The organism is Corynebacterium argentoratense DSM 44202, from assembly GCF_000590555.1.
GTDB classification, from domain to species: Bacteria; Actinomycetota; Actinomycetes; order Mycobacteriales; family Mycobacteriaceae; genus Corynebacterium; species Corynebacterium argentoratense.
This window is the reverse complement of sequence record NC_022198.1, coordinates 1,353,079-1,370,509: the sequence shown is the minus strand read 5'-3', so window position 1 is coordinate 1,370,509 and position 17,431 is coordinate 1,353,079. Positions and strand designations below refer to the sequence as shown.

Here is a 17,431-nt window from a genome sequence, read left to right as displayed (position 1 = left end):
AGGAAAGGTTCCTCATGGCAGACCTCGTTTACAAGGCCAAGCAGTTCTTCGGCCTAACCCCGCCCGTTGACGGCAGCGACTACTACCTCGAAGAGGCAGAGTTCGAGCCCCACTACCGCGACCGCAACGAGGTCCTTGCACGACGCCGCGAACCCCGCACCGTCACCGTCGATGTGACGTCCTACGATCAGGCTGCCGAGGTTGGCGAGCCTTTCCGTGACGGCGACATTGTTGTCTTTGATGTCAACGCGATGCCCAAGGCGGAAGCTAAGCGCATTGTTGATTTTGCTGCTGGCCTGTGCTTCGCTCTGCATGGTGAATTGGACAAGGTAGCACCCCGCGTGTTCGCTATGGTTCCGGAGGGTGTGCACGTTGCACCTTACGAACTGCAGGACGTGTACGAGGGTCAAGCACGCTACGGCATTTAATTTAAAATGTCCGCCCCGGTCACACACTGTGGCCGGGGTTTTGTGTACTCTCGACCAGGTGAATGTAGCAATAGTCCTTGCGCTTGCCCTGGTACAACTATTCATGCTGCTGCTGTTGGTGCGCATCGTCATTGAAATGGCGGAGTCCTTCTCGCGCCAATTTAGGCCGCCGCGTTGGTTCGTGATGATCGCTGAACCTATTTTTAAAATCACCGATCCGCCGATGCGTTTCGTGCGCCGTATCATCCCCCCGATTCGTCTTGGTGGGGTGGGGCTGGACTTGAGCGTGATGGTGATTTTCTTCGTCTGTAGCTTGGTTTTGATGCTTTTGCCGGCCGCAATCCATTAAATTGATCCTTTTCACGGCGTGCCGCGCGTTATTTCCATAAGAAATGATGCTTTTGACGCTAATCTTTAACGGTAATGCTGGTAAAGATCGCCAGCGCCTTGAAAATTACTTCTATGCTTTTAGTATGCTTAGGGGCATAAAAATCGACAAAGGCGGCGGGCCTTCCCGCCTCCTTGAATGTAGCGAAGGGAACCGTTCATGCCGCTTACTCAAGCTGACGTGCACAATGTCGCGTTCAACAAGCCCCCGATTGGCAAGCGTGGCTACAACGAGGATGAGGTTGATCAGTTCCTCGATCTCGTCGAGGATACCCTCGGGGCTCTGTACGACGAGAATGAAGATCTGCGCAAGCAGGTAGCCGCCGGGGGTGGCTCCGCTGCCCCCGCTGTTGATGAGGCAGCTGTTACTCGCCGCGTCGAAGAAAAGCTCCGTGCCGAGTATGACGCGAAGTTCGCTGACTACAAGAAGAGCGTTGATGCCAAGGCTGCTGCAGCACAGCCTGTACCGTCTGCATCCAAGGGTGATGACGTCGCGACCGCGAAGCTCGAAGCTGAGCTGAAGGCAACCAAGCAGCAGCTGGAGGCCGCTCGCAAGGATGCCGAAGCTGCTCGTGCCGAGGCCACCGCGGCTAAGCAGGCAGCCCAGGACGCCAAGGCTTCTGCTTCCGCTAACTCCTCCCAGCCGGCCAAGCTCGTCGGTGGGGAAGGCGAGCCCGCTACTGCAGAGACCCACATGCAGGCAGCCCGCGTGCTGAGCCTCGCTCAGGAAATGGCTGACCGCCTCACCAGCGATGCCCACACCGAGTCCCAGGCTCTCAAGGACAAGGCCCGTGCCGAGGCTGAGAAGGCCGTCTCCGAGGCCAATGCTTCCTCTCAGCAGACCCTGGCTAACGCTCAGCGTGAGTCCGAGTCCAAGTTGGCTGAGGCCAAGGCTCGTGCTGAGAAGGCTATCGCTGAGGCCACCGAGCGTTCCGAGTCCATGCTGGCTGATGCTAAGCGGCGCTCCGAGGCTATGCTTTCTGATGCCACCTCCAAGTCTGCTGCACAGCTCAAGGCTGCTGAGGATAAGGCCAACGCCCTGCAGGCGGATGCCGAGCGCAAGCACACTGAGATCATGGCTACCGTCAAGAAGCAGCAGTCCGCTCTCGAGGCCCGCATTCAGGAACTGCGCACCTTCGAGCGCGAGTACCGAACCCGCCTGAAGACCTACCTCGAGTCCCAGCTCGAAGAGCTCGCAACTCGCGGTACCGCAGCACCGAACGACGGCAACAACTAAACCGTTAAAAGCTGACAAAAGCACCGGCCCGTGGATTGCTGCCACGGGCCGGTGCATTTTTGTGTGCTAGTATCTTTTGTGCATTGATCCGGCTATCACCGGGGAGCACCCGGAAGAACAGTCACGAGACTCAGTAGAACCGGGCGGGTGGGACCGACATCTCCTTTAGAAACAAGTGGCTCGTCTCTTTTTGGGCGAGCAAGCAGGGTGGTACCGCGTGCACAGTCACGTCCCTGCACCCGAAGAAACAATGTTTTTAAAGGAGTTAACAGTGGCGATTTACCCACGCGTCGATATGACCGGTGGTTCGGCTAAGTTCCCGGACATGGAACAAAACGTTCTGGAGTTTTGGCGTACTGATGGAACCTTCCAAGCGTCCATTGACCAGCGTGAAGGCTGCGAAGAATATACCTTCTTCGACGGTCCTCCTTTTGCTAACGGTTTGCCCCACTATGGCCACCTTTTGACTGGCTACGTCAAAGACATCATCCCCCGTTACCAAACCATGCGTGGCAAGAAAGTCGGCCGTGTCTTCGGCTGGGACTGCCACGGCTTGCCTGCTGAGCTCGAGGCCGAAAAGCAGCTCGGGATCAAGGACAAGGGTGAAGTCGAGGCCATGGGCCTGGCCAAGTTCAACGAATACTGTGCCACCTCCGTCTTGCGTTACACCGAGGAATGGAAAGACTACGTCACCCGCCAGGCTCGCTGGGTGGATTTCGACAACGGCTACAAGACCATGGATCTAGACTTCATGGAATCCGTGATGTGGGCGTTCAAACAGCTCTACGACAAGGGGCTCGTTTACCAGGGGTTCCGCGTCCTTCCTTACTCTTGGGCTGAGCACACTCCGCTGTCGAATCAGGAGACCCGCCTGGATGACTCCTACAAGATGCGCCAGGACCCCACGCTGACTGTCACCCTGCCGTTGACTGGGGCAGTGGCAGGCACCAGGGGCGAAGACACCTGGGCTGCACACCCAGAGCTTCATTACGCTGCGGCGCTCGCCTGGACGACCACCCCGTGGACGCTTCCCTCCAACCTCGCACTGGCAGTTAACCCCACCGTCAGCTACGTGCTCGTGAAGGTCGGAAAGGACGGGGCAGAGGCCTTCGTCGGCCGCACTTTCCTCATCGCAGAGCCCTTGGTTGGCGCCTACGTCAAGGAATTCGGTAAAGAGCACGAAGTCGTCACCACCTTCAGCGGTGCAGACCTCGCAGGTCTTACCTACACCCCGGTGTTTGACTACTTCGCGGACCACCCCAACGCTTTCCAGATCCTGGAAGCCGACTACGTCACCACCGAAGACGGCACAGGTATCGTCCACCAGGCACCCGCCTTCGGTGAAGACGATATGAACACCTGCGCAGCCTACGGTATCGAGGTCGTCATCCCCGTGGATATGGATGGCAAATTCACCAACCAGGTTCCGGACTACGAAGGCCAGCTCGTCTTCGACGCCAACAAATCAATCATCGCCGATCTGAAGGCAGCAGGCCGCGTGCTGCGCCACCAGACCATTGAGCACTCCTACCCCCACTCGTGGCGCTCCGGTGAACCCCTGATCTACATGGCTCTGCCATCGTGGTTCGTTGCTGTCACCAAAATCCGCGATCGCATGGTGGAACTCAACCAGGAGATCGAATGGATGCCGGCGCACATTCGTGACGGCCAGTTCGGCAAGTGGCTCGAAGGTGCTCGCGACTGGAACATCTCCCGCAACCGCTACTGGGGCTCACCCATCCCGGTGTGGGTCTCTGACGATGACAACTACCCGCGCGTCGACGTCTACGGTTCCCTAGACGAGCTAGAGCGCGACTTCGGTGTTCGCCCAACCTCCCTGCACCGTCCCTACATCGACGAGCTCACCCGCCCTAATCCTGACGACCCGACCGGCAAGTCCACCATGCGACGTGTGCCCGAGGTCCTCGACTGCTGGTTCGAATCCGGCTCCATGTTCTACGCACAAAAGCACTACCCCTTTGAAAACAAAGAGTGGTGCGAGGCCCACTGGCCTGCGGACTTCATCGTCGAGTACTCCGGCCAAACCCGTGGCTGGTTCTACACCATGCACGTCCTCGCAACCGCACTACTGGATAAGCCCAGCTACAAAAAAGTCGTGGCCCACGGCATCGTCCTAGGCGACGACGGACTGAAGATGAGTAAGTCCAAGGGCAACTACCCAAACGTCAACGAAGTGTTCGACCGTGACGGCTCCGACGCGATGCGCTGGTTCCTCATGAGCTCCCCGATCCTGCGCGGCGGCAACCTCATCGTCACCGAACAAGGCATCCGCGAGGGCGTACGCCAAGCATTACTGCCCATGTGGAACGCCTACAGCTTCCTCACCCTCTACTCAGAGAAAGAAGCACAGTTCGACACCAGCAGCACCAACGTGCTGGACCGCTACATCCTCGCAAAGCTCCACAACCTCGTCGCCAACGTTCAAGACGCCCTCGACGGCACCGACATCGCCCGAGCCTGCGACGAAGTGCGCTGGTTCTGCGACGCCCTCACCAACTGGTACGTGCGTCGCTCCCGCGCCCGCTTCTGGGCAGGCGACAGCGAGCACCTCGAGGCCTTCAACACCCTCTACACCGTGCTGGAAACCCTCTGCCGCGTCGCAGCCCCCTTGCTGCCCATGGTCACCGAAGTCATCTGGCGCGGACTCACCGGCGAGCGCTCGGTGCACCTCACCGACTACCCCAACGCTGCCGACTACCCAGCTGACGACGAACTAGTCCGCACCATGGACGACATCCGCGGCGTCTGCTCCGCAGCATCCTCCGTACGCAAAGCACACAAACTGCGCAACCGCCTACCCCTGCCGAAACTCACCGTTGCCCTGGAACAATCCGGCCGACTTGAGCCCTTCGCAGACATCATCCGCGACGAAGTCAACGTCAAGGAAGTTTCTTTGACCGATGACGTCGACTCCGTCGGACGCTTCGAGGTTGTCGTCAACGCCCGCGTGGCTGGCCCCCGCCTCGGCGGTGACGTCCAACGCGCCATCAAGGCAGTCAAGGCCGGCAACTACACCCGCGAAGGTGATGTTGTTGTGGCAGACGGTATCGAACTGCAGGCCGGTGAATACACCGAGCGTCTAGTCGCGACAGACCCCGAATCCACCGCACAGATCGAAGGCGTCGGTGGGCTGGTCGTCCTGGATATGAACCTCACTGAGGAACTCGAGGCCGAAGGCTGGGCCGCTGACATCGTTCGTGGCCTCCAGGATGCCCGCAAGGCCAGCGGTTTCGATGTGTCCGACCGCATCGAGGTCACTCTCCACGTACCGGCTGACAAACTCGAATGGGCGCAGCGCCACCAAGAGTTCATCGCCGGGGAAGTGCTGGCCACCAGCTTCGATATTTTCGCGGCAGACAGTGGTGCGGCTGGCGAGCACCAGATCATCGATGGTGTGACAGCCACCTGTGTCAAGAAGGCCTAGAGACCTTCAAAAACTGAGAGGGCGGGGTTGGGGTAGCTCCCGCTCTCTTGGCTTCGCCGGGCGGCGACTACGAGGCCGCCCGGCTGCAGAATCGTTCGCGGAAACTCCCCAACCCCACCCTGTGTTTAAGAGAGGATAGCTGTCTAGCTCAGGGGGGTTTTCCGGTGAGTACGTCGAAGATGGCGCGAATTCCGTCGAGGGTGTCGGCCTGCGCGGGGGTCATCAAGCTGGCGGTGGTCAATGCTGCGAGGGCGGCTGCTGCGAATCGTTTCATGGGTGTGGCACTAGCGACAAGTGTCTGCTTCCACTACCCCCGGGGGGTAGCGCCGCCTGACGTAGGGCTGGTTAGCCATGATGGTGCCCCAAGTGGTTGCCGCCGCCAGGGCCTTAGAGTCTGGTGACAGTTTGTTGAGACTCTGGCGAGAGTCAGGAATGAGAGTGTTGGGCAGAATTTGGCGAGACTCTGGACAGGCTCTCCTGGTCAGGGGCGTTTTTGGACTAAACTCTAGTCTGGAATTGGGCCTCGCGAATGTTGCTTCGATCCAGTGATTGACCTCGTGTAGTCAGCGAGGCTTACTTCTATCTGTGATGGGGCAACCGCCAGTTAAGGTTGTAAGTATGTCTCGCTGGGTTTTGCACATCGATATGGATGCTTTTTTCGCATCCGTCGAGCAGCTCACCCGCCCCACCCTCCGTGGCCGCCCGGTGCTGGTTGGTGGCATGGGAGGACGCGGCGTCGTCGCTGGCGCAAGCTATGAGGCACGTGCGTTCGGGGCGCATTCGGCGATGCCCACCAACCAAGCTAAACGACAGGTTGGCCCTGGGGTTGTGGTGGTGAGGCCCCGACATGCGGTGTATTCGGCAGCGTCGCACAGGGTGTTTTCACTGGTGGCGGAGCAAGCGGGGGTGATCCAGCAGATCAGCATCGACGAAGCCTTCATCGAACCCCAGCAGTTAGTCGGCGCCACCGAAGAAGAAGTCGGCGATTGGGCAGAAGGGCTGCGCGCCAAGGTGCTTGAGGTGACGGGTCTAACGGCATCGATTGGTGCGGGTTCGGGCAAACAGTACGCCAAGATTGCCTCTGGCCTGGCTAAACCCGATGGGGTGATGGTGCTGCCGCGGGACACCGAGATGGAGTTTCTGGCACCACTTCCAGTAAGGAAATTGTGGGGTGTGGGGGCGGTGGCCGGGCAGAAGCTGCGTCAGATTGGTGTTGAGACCATCGAAGACTTGGCTGCGCTGACGCAGAAAGAAGCCGAAATGACACTCGGGCGTGCCGTTGGTTTGAGTTTGTGGCAGCGTGCGCGCGGCATCGACCCGGAACCGGTGGAGCCGCGGGGCGTCTCCAAGTCAATCGGTGCGGAATACACCTACCCGAAAGACCTGACGACTTCTGCGGAGGTTGACGCTGCGGTGGACCGGGCCTTTAATGCTGCTTACCGTAGGCTGCTGAAGGATGGCCGTGGCGCCCGGACGGTGAGCGTGAAGCTGAAGTTGGCAGACTTTCAAACCCAAAGCCGCTCGCACAGTATTGACTATGCGACAGACAATGAGCACGTGTTGGAAAAGATGGCCGGTAGTTTGGTGCGCTACCCCAACGAGGTCGGGCCCATTCGCCTGGTAGGGGTGTCGTTTTCTGGCCTGGAGTTTGGCATGCAGGATGCGCTGTTTCCGGAGTTGCAGCCGGTTGCATTAGCCAAAGATACAGATGTTGATTACGAGGTGGGGGTGCGTGCGCCCGCGACGGTTGCTGAGGACCTGCAGATTGAACGCGACGTCATGAGTGATTGGTGGGCTACCCAGGATGTCGTGCATGAAGAATATGGGCATGGGTGGATCCAAGGTGTGGGTTTTGGGCGGATGACAGTTCGTTTTGAGACGAGGGCGACGCCGCCGGGGCGGACAAAAAGTTTCGCGACGGATGATCCTGCGCTGCGGCCGGGGGACCCTTTGGATAGTTTGGCGTGGGGTGACAGGTAGCGTTTCCGGTTCAATCCGAGGGACGACCCCATGCTGGTGCGTTATTCACGATCGAAGAGATCGCCCAGGTCGCTCGGGAAGCCATCCGGCCGCTTGAAAGACACGGGGCCGTTGCTGAAGAGTTGACGGACGTAGGTATCGGGGTCGTCGAGTTCATTCAGGTGCTCGATAAACTCCTGGAGATTCAGTGGAGCCAGGGATGAACCTGGCATGTGTGGCGATTTTAGCTCCTCCAGGAGATCGGGATTGTCAAGGAGATCCAGAACTTGTTGCTCATGCTTGAGCAGGAGTGTTTTGTCCCGAACGCACTCATCCCATGTGCGGCCGTCGCCGTAGAAGTAGTAGAGCCGGAGGGCTTCGTGCTCGTCATTGCTGGTTGGGCGATTGCGCGCGTCGATGGTTTTGAGCCTGGTTTCGACTTCTTGGAGGGTTAGATGTTGCAGGCCGCTGTGGCACATGGTCAGAATGACACTGGCGGCACCAGGGAAGTAGCCTGACGGTAGGGTGGGATCGCTGAAAGCGTGGCTGCTGTTCAATTGTTTAGACTTCGCTTTGAACAGGGCTATAAATTTGTAGGCCGATTGTGGTCCGGGGTGGAAGCTACTGGGGTGCGCGTTACCGTGGGGAGCCGATAGTGTTTCCGGCACGGTTTCGTCGAAGTCGGGCATGAAGCAACTATCGATGCAGCCTGACGATTCCTAGCTTTACCCAGCGCTTATGAAGGTCCACAAAGCCCTCGATGCGGCAGTGGAAAAGCCTACGGGTTCGCCCTTGGAATCGAGGAAAAAGACATCGTTGCTGCCCTGATGGAGTGCTACCTCGCCGCGACAGCAGGCGAGCTCTAGCGACTACAGCCCGGGCTCGTGATATTGGCTTACGAGCCGGACTGAGAGATCGGTCAACTATTCGGAAATCCCGAATAGTTGCCTGGAGCGGAGGGCCCGCGGCGTCATTACGGCCGATTAGCTGTCGTGCGGGACTTTCCCAAAACCTCAGCAACATCCACGTTGCGAAGACCTTTCAAACAGGGCCTGTTTTGATGGGGTCGTCATTACTCGAAGTCACCAGCGGGGCCTACGGGTTACTGTGTCATGCTGTGGAGCAATTGTATGGCCGGTGGGGGTATTAGCGCAGGTAGAGGCGTTGCTCTACTGTGTCGCTACTGTGTCATCTACTGAACCAATACTGCGCTGCCTAGCTCGCCATGTACTCCGCAGATTCGCCCGAACAACGAGGAAGTGGGACACTTAAACCCATGAGCATCCCCTCCTGCCCCGAATGCAGCAGCGACTACACCTATGAACTCGACGCGCTGATCATCTGCCCCGAATGTGCCCACGAATTCACCGCCGACAGCGCCAACAACGACGCGGAAACCGACACCCAACGCGACGTCATCGTTGACGCCGTGGGCAACCCGTTGCAGGACGGCGACACTGTCACCATCACCACCACCATGAAAGTCAAAGGCGCCCAGCAACCCCTCAAAGCCGGGATGAAAGTACGCAACATCCGGCTCAACCCTGACGGCGGCGAGCACAACATCGACTGCAAAATCGACGGCTTCGGAGCGATGAAACTCAAATCATCAATCGTGAAAAAAGCCTAAGTGGCCAAGGCGCCCAGCAACTAGGGCAAGCGTGTCCTCAACCTGCTTATTCGATATTTTGCAGCGAGTCTATCCGGCAGTTTGCAGAGGTTCTAACCGATACTTTGCAGAATTTTTATGTTGGCTAGACCATAAGCAAAACCAGCACGACCACCACAACAACGAACAACGCGATCGTCGCGCAACCGCAACCCAGCGCCGGGCTCACAGACTTCTTAGATTCAACGCCATACGGTGCAGGCTGTTGAGGGGTAGCAACAGCTTGCACCGGGGTAGCTATCTGAGCTGCAGGCTGCTGAGCCGGAGGTTGCTGGGGCTCGGGCTTTTGAGCCTCTGGCGCAGGCTCGGGCTCTTGAGCCTCAGGGGCGGGAGCGGCAGCTGGCTCAACGGCAGCTGGCTCAACGGGCGCTGGATCGACAACAGGATCCGTTGCATCAACCTCGTCAGCGGGGGAGTGCAGCCGCTCTTCCAACACATCCAGCAGCTCAACAAAGTTGACCTCGTCAACCACCGGAATACCCGCAGCACGCGCCTTCGCCACCGTAGCCAACGGTGCAGCAGGATCAGCCGCCACCAACACAGCCGTCGACTTCGCCAAAGCACCCCGAGTAAGCCCCAACTCCTCCAAACGCCCATCCCACGCGGCAGCAGGCTGCGACAAACGACCCACAAAACTTACACGGGACCCTTCACCAGGCGACCACACACCACCCCTGGCAACCGACACCACATCCACCGGTTCGGCCAACAAACGATCCCGCACCCGTGCCGGCACCTCCAAACACTGCGCCACAGTCAACAAACGCGCACGCTCATCAGCATCAAGCACCCCATCCTCCCACGCAGCCAACGCCACCTGGGAAAAGAAACGCAAATGCTCGGCCTGAACCCCCGCGGCGTCAAGACCCACTGAACGTGCAACATCGCCAAGCTCCCGCACCTCCGCACGCGACACATAGCCATCAGCCAAGGCCTTAGCCAACACCGAACGGTACTTATCCACCCGCGCATCCCCCGAAGCCGGCACACGACTAGCTACACGCGCAACCCAACCACGCTGGGCCCCCTCCGGCAACTGCTCACCACGGGCAAGCCTCGTCCCGCGGACCAACCCCAACTGCCGTACACCCACCATGTCCTCCAACGTGTACTCACGACGCAACAAAATCTTCTGCGCCGCCTTATCGGAGGCAAAAAACTGCAACAGCTCCGCCGTATGCCGGGCATCATTCATCGCATGATGCGCACCAGACTGCGCAATCCCCGCCATGCGCAAGCAATCCGACAACTTACCCGTGCACCCAAAACGCTCACGGCCAACAAGCATCGTGCACACCGAATTGTTGAAGAACTCCCCAGCATCCACCCCCACACGCTCAAACTCCGAACGCAACATACGCGCATCAAAACTCACATTATGCGCTACAAAAACCCTGCCATGCAGCAGCGAGGCGAACTCATCGGCGATCTCCGCAAACGCAGGCGCATCCTCAAGATCCTCCCGCGTCAACCCATGATGCTCCGTCGAACCCACCCGCTTCGACCACACCAACGTCTGCCACTCGCCCTGAACCTGAAACTGCGGATCCAACAGCACCAGCCCAATTTCGATCACACGATCCCACTGGGAAAGACCACTGGTCTCCACATCCACTACCGCAAAACCACGATTGTCATAAAGGTCAGGCTGCGACACGATAGGTTCACCTCTCACACTAGTTTTGCGCTCATCATAGAAGGTAAAACAAAAAAGACCCCCTCTTTCGGTGAAGAGGGGGTAACAAACGAGCTAAGACAAGCTAAAACAAGGTCGCAGGGTGCACGCCACTAGCAATCGCCACCGCCAACAACACACGAGCCTGCGCCGCCCTAAAATACGTCGACCCCAACGCACCCTTCGCCGCCAACGTCGCACCGCCACCGGCGCCACCATACGAACCAAACACATCACCCCGAGGCACACGCGTTGTCACAACCACCGGAATCCCCGCATCCAACGCATCAACAATGCCCAACGCCAACTGACGCCCCACATTGCCAGCACCCATCGCCTCCACCACAATGCCCTCTGCACCCGCAGCCACCGCAGCATCAATAAGCGTCCGATCAGCCCCCGCAAACGCCGGCACAATATCCACCCGAGTGCCATCCAACGCAACCGGAGCAATCGGATCCGGGCGTGTTGGCTCCTCCGGACCATTAGTCGCAAACGCTAACTCGTCACTGGTATGCCACTTCACGCACCCACGAGCAGGGATCACCGCATGCCCAAACACCACCAAGGTGCCAATCCCACGCGCAGAATCATCCGCAGCAATCACACACGCCTCAAACAAATTCCCCGGACCATCAGCCTCCGGATGATCAAAAGACTTCTGAGCCCCCGTAAAAATCACCGGCCGCGAATCATTATGGAAACAATCCACCGCAACCGCAGTCTCCTCCATCGAATCCGTACCATGAGTGACCACAATGCCCGTCACAGACGGATCTTCGAAAACCCTGTGAATTTCCCCAACAATCTCATCAACATCCGCAAACGTCATCGCCGCAGAATCCAGACGATTCAACTCCCGAACATCAAAAGAAAAATCCTCCCCAAAACGGGCCGCCACCGGCGCAATCAGATCCCGCCCCGATACCGTCGGCAACAGCACGCCCTCCGGGGAAGTCGTGCACGCAATAGTCCCGCCAGTAGTCAACACCACGATTTTCTTCATGCTATCCAGAGTGCCACACCCGAGCGCCTCAGGTAACATAGTCCCCCATGAAGACTCGCAAACTAATAGCTATCGCAGCCGCAGTCACCACCATGCTGAGCGTCGCAGCCTGCTCCAGCAACGGGGACAAAGCCGCTGACACCACCCGCAGCAGCACCACCGCACAGTCCACGACTGCGACCCAACAAGACCTCCCCACCGCCGCAGAACTCAACGAAGTTCTCGCCCGCGTCGTCGACCCAGCCGTACCCAACGAAGAAAAAGCACAGGCCATCCAAGGCGGCGAGCAAGCCCCCGAACTGTTCGACACCATGGTCCGTGCCAAGGAAGAATCCGGCGCAGAATTCCGCGTAGAAGACCCAGTCATGGAAGGCTACAGCCCCAACTCCGCACTGGCACTGGTCACCTTCACCCTGCCGGACCGCCCCGAACAAAACGTCAAGGACGTCGAATTCGTCTACGAAGACGGCACCTGGAAACTATCCACCAAGTGGGCCTGCATGCTGATCACCAACGTTGTGCCCCCAGAGCAGGTCCCTGCCATGTGCACCGACGGCAATGACGCTGCCCCTGCCGCACCCGCAGAAGGAATGGAAGCTCCCGCCGTAGGCGAAGCACAACAATAAACCTTCACAACGACAAATAAACGCTCAGGGTGAATAACCCTGGGCGTTTATTTTTGTCAACTACTTAAGCCCCACGTGCGTTGTCATATCCTGCACAACATTCAATGCATCATCAGCCCCACGCTTGCCATAGACCACCCGCGTCGAGACATCCACGCTCATCCACCTCGGAACTGGCTGGGCAAAATCAATACGCATACTGCCCGACGACTCGCTAGAAGAATCCAACACATCCAACTCGTCGCCAACCGACGTCACCGCAGGACGCTGAACCACCGCGACGTCAACATCCATTCCCTCATCGTCCATCGCCGTCACCGTATACGTCGTCGTCTGCAACAACGTTGAATCCCCAGCAACACGCGAATCCACCGACCACGAACCGCCCACACCCACGGCATCCGTCGGTAGAATCACTGGCACAGCCATCAGTAACTTCATCGCCTTTTCATCGGCCACACGCTGCTCATCCGACGCATCTTCCGGCGCACGAAACGCCACCGCGGAATAACGCCCAGTGTCATCGACATCCATCCACGTCGCGCGGAAACCATCAGGCATCACAAAACGCAACACCTGACCCTCGCGGCTGACCTTCAGCTCACGCTCACCAGAATCCGGTGCGGGTAGTGAAGGGTCCCCACCAACCTCCTGCGCAAAAGCCGTAGCAGTCACCAACACCCGCGACGTATCCACGTTCGCGACGTCAAACCGCACAACCTTCGGATCCTGACCAGGCTCCTTCAGCGTCACACGCGGCTGATCAATAGTCGCCCCCACCGCATTATCCAACGCCTGATCCTGCCCATCAGTGCCCGAGTAATCACCATCAGCACAACCAACAAGCAGCAAACACGCACACACAGCGGCAGCAATACGCGGGTAACTCATGGGTTATAGGCTACCGGTGTGCAATGATATGGGGCGTGAATGACACAGGAAACGCTGTGAACAGCACCCGGCCACACACCCGCAGCCTGCTTGCCGCCATCGCAGCAGTCGTTGCAGCTGACCAGCTCAGCAAAGCCGTGGTGCTCGCCACCTTAGAACCGGGCCAACCCCTGTACCTCATCGGCGACTGGTTCCGCTTCTACCTTCTGTTTAACTCCGGGGCGGCGTTTTCCATGGGCGAAAACCTCACGCCTGTGTTCACCGCTATCCAATTGTTTTTCGGCATCGGCATCACCATCGTCATCCTTCGCGGCAAAGTCTCCCGGATTTTTGGCCGCCCCGATGCCATCGCCGGCCTTGGCCTAGCGCTCATCGCCGGCGGCGCGCTGGGCAACGTCATCGATCGCCTCTTCCGCGCACCCGGATTTTTCGTCGGCCACGTCGTGGACTTCATTTCCGTCGGTAGTTTTGCCGTGTTCAACCTCGCTGATTCCGCCATCACCATCGGCGTCGCACTGATCGTCCTTCGAAGCATCATGGAGGCAAAATGAGCCAAATCAGAACCCTGCCCATCCCCGAAGGCCTCGACGGAATGCGTGTTGACGCCGCGGTATCGAAACTGTGCGGAATCTCCCGCACCGCCGCAGCCGAGTTGGCGCAGTCCGGACAAATCACCGTCGATGGGGTAGAGGTCGGCAAATCAGATCGACTCTCCGCCGACTGCATGCTCGAAGTCAGCCTGCCAGAGCCCAAAAAAGTCATGCCTAAGGTCGAGCCCGTTGAAGGCATGGACATTATTTATTCCGACGAGGACATCATCGTCGTGGATAAACCCGTCGGCGTGGCGGCACATCCCACCGTCGGCTGGGAGGGGCCCACCGTGGTGGGGGGACTCGCCGCTGCGGGTTTTCGGGTGTCCACCTCCGGCCCGCCAGAGCGTCAAGGCATCGTCCAGCGACTCGACGTCGGCACCTCCGGCGTGATGGTTGTTGCCGCATCAGAGCGTGCCTACACCCAGCTCAAGCGAGCCTTCCGCGACCGCACCCCCGAAAAGACCTACCACGCGCTCGTCCAAGGCCACCCCGACCCACTGACCGGAACCATCGAAGCCCCCATCGGGCGGCACCCTTCCGCTGGCTGGCGCTTTGCCGTGACCACCGACGGCAAACACTCCGTCACCCACTACGAAACAATCGAAGCCTTCCGCGAAGCCGCCCTGCTAAAAATCCACCTGGAAACCGGCCGCACCCACCAAATCCGCGTCCACTTTTCCGCACTCCACCACCCCTGCTGCGGTGACCCCATGTACGGCTCCGACCCCAAACTCAACGCGCGTCTCGGGCTCGACCGCCAATGGCTACACGCTGTATCCCTCGGATTCGCGCACCCCGGTGACGGCCGATGGGTGACCTTCGAATCCCCCTACCCAGCAGACCTCCAGCACGCCGTGGATGTGTTGCGCGCATGAGCAGCTGGAAACAATGGGTATCCGCAGGCTGCCTTGTCGCCATGCTCGGCGCAGTCGTCGCCGCCAGCTACTCCGACCGCACCGCCAAACCCATGGCCATCAACGGCGACAGCTTAGGCCCCGACACCGGCGAGTCTCTCGATGAGTACGCCAATAGGGTATCCGACAGTTGGAAAGACCTCCCCGATGGCCAACGCACCTTCGCCCTCATCACATTCACCCACCCCCTCGTCGACCGTGATGCCGGCGAACTCCTAGAGCGTCACGGCATCCGCCGCGTCAACGCCATGCTCATCGACGGCCAACCCGCCATCCCACTACCTGAACCCACCGGGGATGACCGACGCCGCGACGTCTTCGAACGCTACCTCAGTGCCGCACGCGCACGCGGAATGGACGCCCGGGCCCTACGCGGCGTCATTGTGTATGAAGACAAAGATCACCTGGAGTCTTTAGCCTCCGACCCGTCCGTAGCGGTTGTGGACAGTGCGCCTATCGACGCATCCTGGGGGCGCCTCGGGGTGCGGATGCTCGAATCCACCAAGTAAATCACCACCGCCGTCCAAATAATGCAAAAACCAACCCACCGGGCATGGCTAATGTGTTCATGCACAACGAACACCGCCCACAGCATCTGCATTGACGGCGTCAAATACTGAACCATTCCAATCGCCGACAACGGCACCAACTTCGCCGCCTTGCCAAACAACAACAACGGCACCGCAGTAACAATCCCAGTACTGACCATCAACGCAGCATGGCCTGGCCCATGGGAAGAAAACGTTGATGGAGTGAGCAAAACATACCCCAACGCCACAGGCAAAAGCACAAAAGTCTCCGCCGTCAGCGAGGCAATCGGGCTAAGCAACACCCGCTTTTTCATCAACCCATAAAAACCAAAAGTAAAGGCCAACACCAAGCCCAACACCGGCGGCTGGCCGCCCAACACCATCAGCAACACCACAGCCCCGGCAGCCAGACCAATGGAGATTTTCTGCAGGAAGCTCAAACGTTCCGAATAAAACACAACACCCAGTGCAACCGCCACCAGCGGATTAATGAAGTAACCCAACGCGGCCTCATTCACGTGCCCGGAATTCACCGCCAGGATGTACACGCCCCAGTTCGCGGCGATCAACACAGCAGCCGATGAGATAAGCAACCACTGTGTGCGGTCGGCTTTCCGCAACTCCGACCACTTACGGGTCACTGTGATCAACCCTGCTAGAAAAACGGCTGTCCAAATAATGCGATGGGCCAGGATCTCCATCGGACTTGCGGGCTCCAGCAGGGGAAAGAACGCCGGGAACGCACCCCACAGAAGGTAAGCCAAGATCGCGTACAACATGGCTAGACCATAGCAGGCGGCGGGGAGTGGGCAGCGTATTAAACAGCGTTCAATTGCGGGCTACAATAAGCCCGTGAAAGCAGCACCCAGCCCCCATTCCCACACCAGCCTCGAAGCCGACGCCGCCACACGCAACACCGACTGGGCCACACAAGGCCTCGCCCGCTTCGAACGCCACTTTTCCACCGGCCAAACCCCCACCGCAGAAGTCGACGGCGCCCAACGCCTACTATTTTCCAGCTCCAACTACCTGGGCCTCGCCGAAGACCCCATAGTTATTGACGCCGCGATCAACGCCGCACGCACACTCGGCGCAGGCTCCGGTGGGTCACGCTTGACCACTGGCACGCTAGACGCTCACAGGCAGTTGGAAGCGCACCTAGCCGGCTTTTTCAACTATCCGGCAGCGGTGTTTTTCGCCACCGGCTACCAGGCCAACCTGTCGACTATCTCTGCAATCGTGGGCAAACGCGGCGACGACTTTGAAATTTTCTCCGACCAGTACAACCACGCCAGCATCATCGACGGCGCCCGCATTGCACGCGCCCGGGTGCGCGTTTTTAAACACTGTGACTATGACGACCTGGAAGCCCAGCTGGCCACCCGCACCCGGCCTCATGCCTTGGTGATCAGCGACGGGTTGTTCAGCATGCATGGCACCTGCGCTGATGTTCCCCATATCGTCGAGCTAGCACGCAGCTACGGCGCGTGGTCCTATATCGATGACGCCCACGGCGTCGGCACCCTTGGTCCAACAGGTAGGGGCACGTGTGAGCTCCAGGGCGCCTGGCCAGACGTGCTGGTCGGCACCGCTAGTAAAGCCCTCGGAGGGGAAGGCGGTTACGCCTGTTGTGGGCCGGAAGTCGCCACCCTGCTGCGCAATCAAGCACGCAGCTATGTGTTTTCTACCAGCAACAGCCCCATGGTGATCGCGGCAGTTGACGCGGCCCTCTCGCGTGTTGACGCCGCGTTGGTATCGCGCCTGCAGTCCCGCGCACGGTTGCTACGTGAACTGCTGCGGGCAGCCGGTGTTGGGGTGGCTGGTTTGGAACAGTCAGCAATCATTCCCGTTCACGTGGGCGATGAGCTCCTTGCCGTCGAGGCAGCCGCAGCATTACAAGACCGAGGAATCCAAGCGCCCGCGATCCGATACCCCACGGTGCCTCGCGGACAGGCCATTTTGAGGCTCACCGTGATGGCCACGCACTCCGATGAGCAGGTGAAAGAGTGCGCACGGGTGCTCGCTGAAATCTTTGAAAACCTAGGTTTGACGCGGCCCGTAGAATAAGCCG

At 59.1% G+C, this 17,431-nt stretch carries 17 protein-coding genes; 11 read left to right on the top strand and 6 right to left on the bottom strand.

Going from position 1 to position 17,431, the window contains the following annotated elements:
* Positions 1 to 14 precede the first annotated feature (14 nt).
* The 4 genes from CARG_RS06460 (at position 15) to ileS (ending at position 5,497) form a co-directional block, all read left to right on the top strand.
* Positions 15 to 428 (top strand): cell division protein SepF, encoded by a 414-nt coding sequence (locus CARG_RS06460; protein WP_020976608.1) that lies wholly within the window; start codon positions 15 to 17, stop codon positions 426 to 428.
* A gap of 58 nt (positions 429 to 486) precedes the next feature.
* Positions 487 to 777, top strand: a complete 291-nt coding sequence (locus CARG_RS06455) for a YggT family protein (protein ID WP_041747604.1) — start codon at positions 487 to 489, stop codon at positions 775 to 777.
* Positions 778 to 975: 198 nt separating this feature from the next.
* Positions 976 to 2,052: a DivIVA domain-containing protein gene (locus CARG_RS06450; protein WP_020976606.1), complete on the top strand. Its 1,077-nt coding sequence runs from the start codon at positions 976 to 978 to the stop codon at positions 2,050 to 2,052.
* Between the two features lie 250 nt (positions 2,053 to 2,302).
* The gene (ileS, locus tag CARG_RS06445; RefSeq protein ID WP_041747602.1) at positions 2,303 to 5,497 is read left to right on the top strand and encodes an isoleucine--tRNA ligase; all 3,195 of its coding nucleotides are present in this window, start codon (positions 2,303 to 2,305) and stop codon (positions 5,495 to 5,497) included.
* A gap of 148 nt (positions 5,498 to 5,645) precedes the next feature.
* On the opposite strand, the gene CARG_RS10605 is transcribed toward ileS, so the two are convergent.
* A complete protein-coding gene (locus CARG_RS10605) occupies positions 5,646 to 5,771 on the bottom strand; it encodes a hypothetical protein (protein WP_020976604.1) in 126 nt (41 codons plus the stop codon).
* A 344-nt stretch (positions 5,772 to 6,115) separates the two neighbouring features.
* On the opposite strand from CARG_RS10605, the gene CARG_RS06440 reads away from it, so the two are divergent.
* Positions 6,116 to 7,477: a DNA polymerase IV gene (locus CARG_RS06440; protein ID WP_020976603.1), complete on the top strand. Its 1,362-nt coding sequence runs from the start codon at positions 6,116 to 6,118 to the stop codon at positions 7,475 to 7,477.
* A 41-nt stretch (positions 7,478 to 7,518) separates the two neighbouring features.
* Here the strand turns inward: CARG_RS06440 and CARG_RS06435 are convergent, their stop codons facing one another.
* Positions 7,519 to 8,145 (bottom strand): hypothetical protein, encoded by a 627-nt coding sequence (locus tag CARG_RS06435; RefSeq protein WP_020976602.1) that lies wholly within the window; start codon positions 8,143 to 8,145, stop codon positions 7,519 to 7,521.
* Between the two features lie 587 nt (positions 8,146 to 8,732).
* On the opposite strand from CARG_RS06435, the gene CARG_RS06430 reads away from it, so the two are divergent.
* Complete coding sequence (locus tag CARG_RS06430) at positions 8,733 to 9,086, top strand: zinc ribbon domain-containing protein YjdM (protein WP_020976601.1); 354 nt, start codon at positions 8,733 to 8,735, stop codon at positions 9,084 to 9,086.
* 124 nt (positions 9,087 to 9,210) lie between these two features.
* On the opposite strand, the gene CARG_RS06425 is transcribed toward CARG_RS06430, so the two are convergent.
* Both CARG_RS06425 and CARG_RS06420 read right to left on the bottom strand, forming a co-directional pair.
* A complete protein-coding gene (locus tag CARG_RS06425; protein ID WP_020976600.1) occupies positions 9,211 to 10,782 on the bottom strand; it encodes an exonuclease domain-containing protein in 1,572 nt (523 codons plus the stop codon).
* A gap of 103 nt (positions 10,783 to 10,885) precedes the next feature.
* Positions 10,886 to 11,845 carry an asparaginase gene (locus CARG_RS06420; RefSeq protein ID WP_041747060.1) on the bottom strand — a complete coding sequence of 320 codons (960 nt, stop codon included), beginning with the start codon at positions 11,843 to 11,845 and terminating at the stop codon, positions 10,886 to 10,888.
* Positions 11,846 to 11,853: 8 nt separating this feature from the next.
* On the opposite strand from CARG_RS06420, the gene CARG_RS06415 reads away from it, so the two are divergent.
* Positions 11,854 to 12,432 (top strand): hypothetical protein, encoded by a 579-nt coding sequence (locus tag CARG_RS06415; protein ID WP_020976598.1) that lies wholly within the window; start codon positions 11,854 to 11,856, stop codon positions 12,430 to 12,432.
* 60 nt (positions 12,433 to 12,492) lie between these two features.
* Here CARG_RS06415 and CARG_RS06410 read toward each other — a convergent pair whose 3' ends face one another.
* Positions 12,493 to 13,323, bottom strand: coding sequence for a hypothetical protein (locus CARG_RS06410; RefSeq protein ID WP_020976597.1), 831 nt, complete (start codon positions 13,321 to 13,323; stop codon positions 12,493 to 12,495).
* An 86-nt stretch (positions 13,324 to 13,409) separates the two neighbouring features.
* On the opposite strand from CARG_RS06410, the gene lspA reads away from it, so the two are divergent.
* The 3 genes from lspA to CARG_RS10090 are packed head-to-tail and all read left to right on the top strand — an operon-like array spanning position 13,410 to position 15,339.
* Positions 13,410 to 13,874, top strand: coding sequence for a signal peptidase II (lspA, locus tag CARG_RS06405; RefSeq protein WP_041747600.1), 465 nt, complete (start codon positions 13,410 to 13,412; stop codon positions 13,872 to 13,874).
* Positions 13,871 to 14,791: an RluA family pseudouridine synthase gene (locus CARG_RS06400; RefSeq protein ID WP_020976595.1), complete on the top strand. Its 921-nt coding sequence runs from the start codon at positions 13,871 to 13,873 to the stop codon at positions 14,789 to 14,791. The genes lspA and CARG_RS06400 overlap by 4 nt, the downstream gene beginning before the upstream one ends.
* Entirely contained in the window at positions 14,788 to 15,339 is a 552-nt protein-coding gene (locus CARG_RS10090; protein ID WP_144198582.1) for a hypothetical protein, read from the top strand. Before CARG_RS06400 ends, CARG_RS10090 begins: the two co-directional genes overlap by 4 nt.
* Here CARG_RS10090 and rarD read toward each other — a convergent pair.
* Positions 15,231 to 16,139 (bottom strand): EamA family transporter RarD, encoded by a 909-nt coding sequence (gene rarD / locus CARG_RS06395; protein ID WP_020976594.1) that lies wholly within the window; start codon positions 16,137 to 16,139, stop codon positions 15,231 to 15,233. The two genes, CARG_RS10090 and rarD, sit on opposite strands and share 109 nt — an antisense overlap.
* 73 nt (positions 16,140 to 16,212) lie before the next feature.
* On the opposite strand from rarD, the gene CARG_RS06390 reads away from it, so the two are divergent.
* The gene (locus tag CARG_RS06390) at positions 16,213 to 17,427 is read left to right on the top strand and encodes an aminotransferase class I/II-fold pyridoxal phosphate-dependent enzyme (protein WP_020976593.1); all 1,215 of its coding nucleotides are present in this window, start codon (positions 16,213 to 16,215) and stop codon (positions 17,425 to 17,427) included.
* Positions 17,428 to 17,431: the final 4 nt, after the last annotated feature.

Bases quoted from the DNA above. Each gene is read 5' to 3' on its own strand.
- CARG_RS06415 (WP_020976598.1), top strand. From the start codon at position 11,854: ATGAAGACTCGCAAACTAATAGCTATCGCAGCCGCAGTCACCACCATG.
- CARG_RS06400 (WP_020976595.1), top strand. From the start codon at position 13,871: ATGAGCCAAATCAGAACCCTGCCCATCCCCGAAGGCCTCGACGGAATG.
- CARG_RS06460 (WP_020976608.1), top strand. From the start codon at position 15: ATGGCAGACCTCGTTTACAAGGCCAAGCAGTTCTTCGGCCTAACCCCG.
- CARG_RS06420 (WP_041747060.1), bottom strand. From the start codon at position 11,845: ATGTTACCTGAGGCGCTCGGGTGTGGCACTCTGGATAGCATGAAGAAA.
- CARG_RS06440 (WP_020976603.1), top strand. From the start codon at position 6,116: ATGTCTCGCTGGGTTTTGCACATCGATATGGATGCTTTTTTCGCATCC.
- rarD (WP_020976594.1), bottom strand. From the start codon at position 16,139: ATGTTGTACGCGATCTTGGCTTACCTTCTGTGGGGTGCGTTCCCGGCG.
- CARG_RS06435 (WP_020976602.1), bottom strand. From the start codon at position 8,145: ATGCCCGACTTCGACGAAACCGTGCCGGAAACACTATCGGCTCCCCAC.
- CARG_RS06450 (WP_020976606.1), top strand. From the start codon at position 976: ATGCCGCTTACTCAAGCTGACGTGCACAATGTCGCGTTCAACAAGCCC.
- CARG_RS06410 (WP_020976597.1), bottom strand. From the start codon at position 13,323: ATGAGTTACCCGCGTATTGCTGCCGCTGTGTGTGCGTGTTTGCTGCTT.
- ileS (WP_041747602.1), top strand. From the start codon at position 2,303: ATGTTTTTAAAGGAGTTAACAGTGGCGATTTACCCACGCGTCGATATG.
- CARG_RS06430 (WP_020976601.1), top strand. From the start codon at position 8,733: ATGAGCATCCCCTCCTGCCCCGAATGCAGCAGCGACTACACCTATGAA.
- CARG_RS10605 (WP_020976604.1), bottom strand. From the start codon at position 5,771: ATGAAACGATTCGCAGCAGCCGCCCTCGCAGCATTGACCACCGCCAGC.
- CARG_RS10090 (WP_144198582.1), top strand. From the start codon at position 14,788: ATGAGCAGCTGGAAACAATGGGTATCCGCAGGCTGCCTTGTCGCCATG.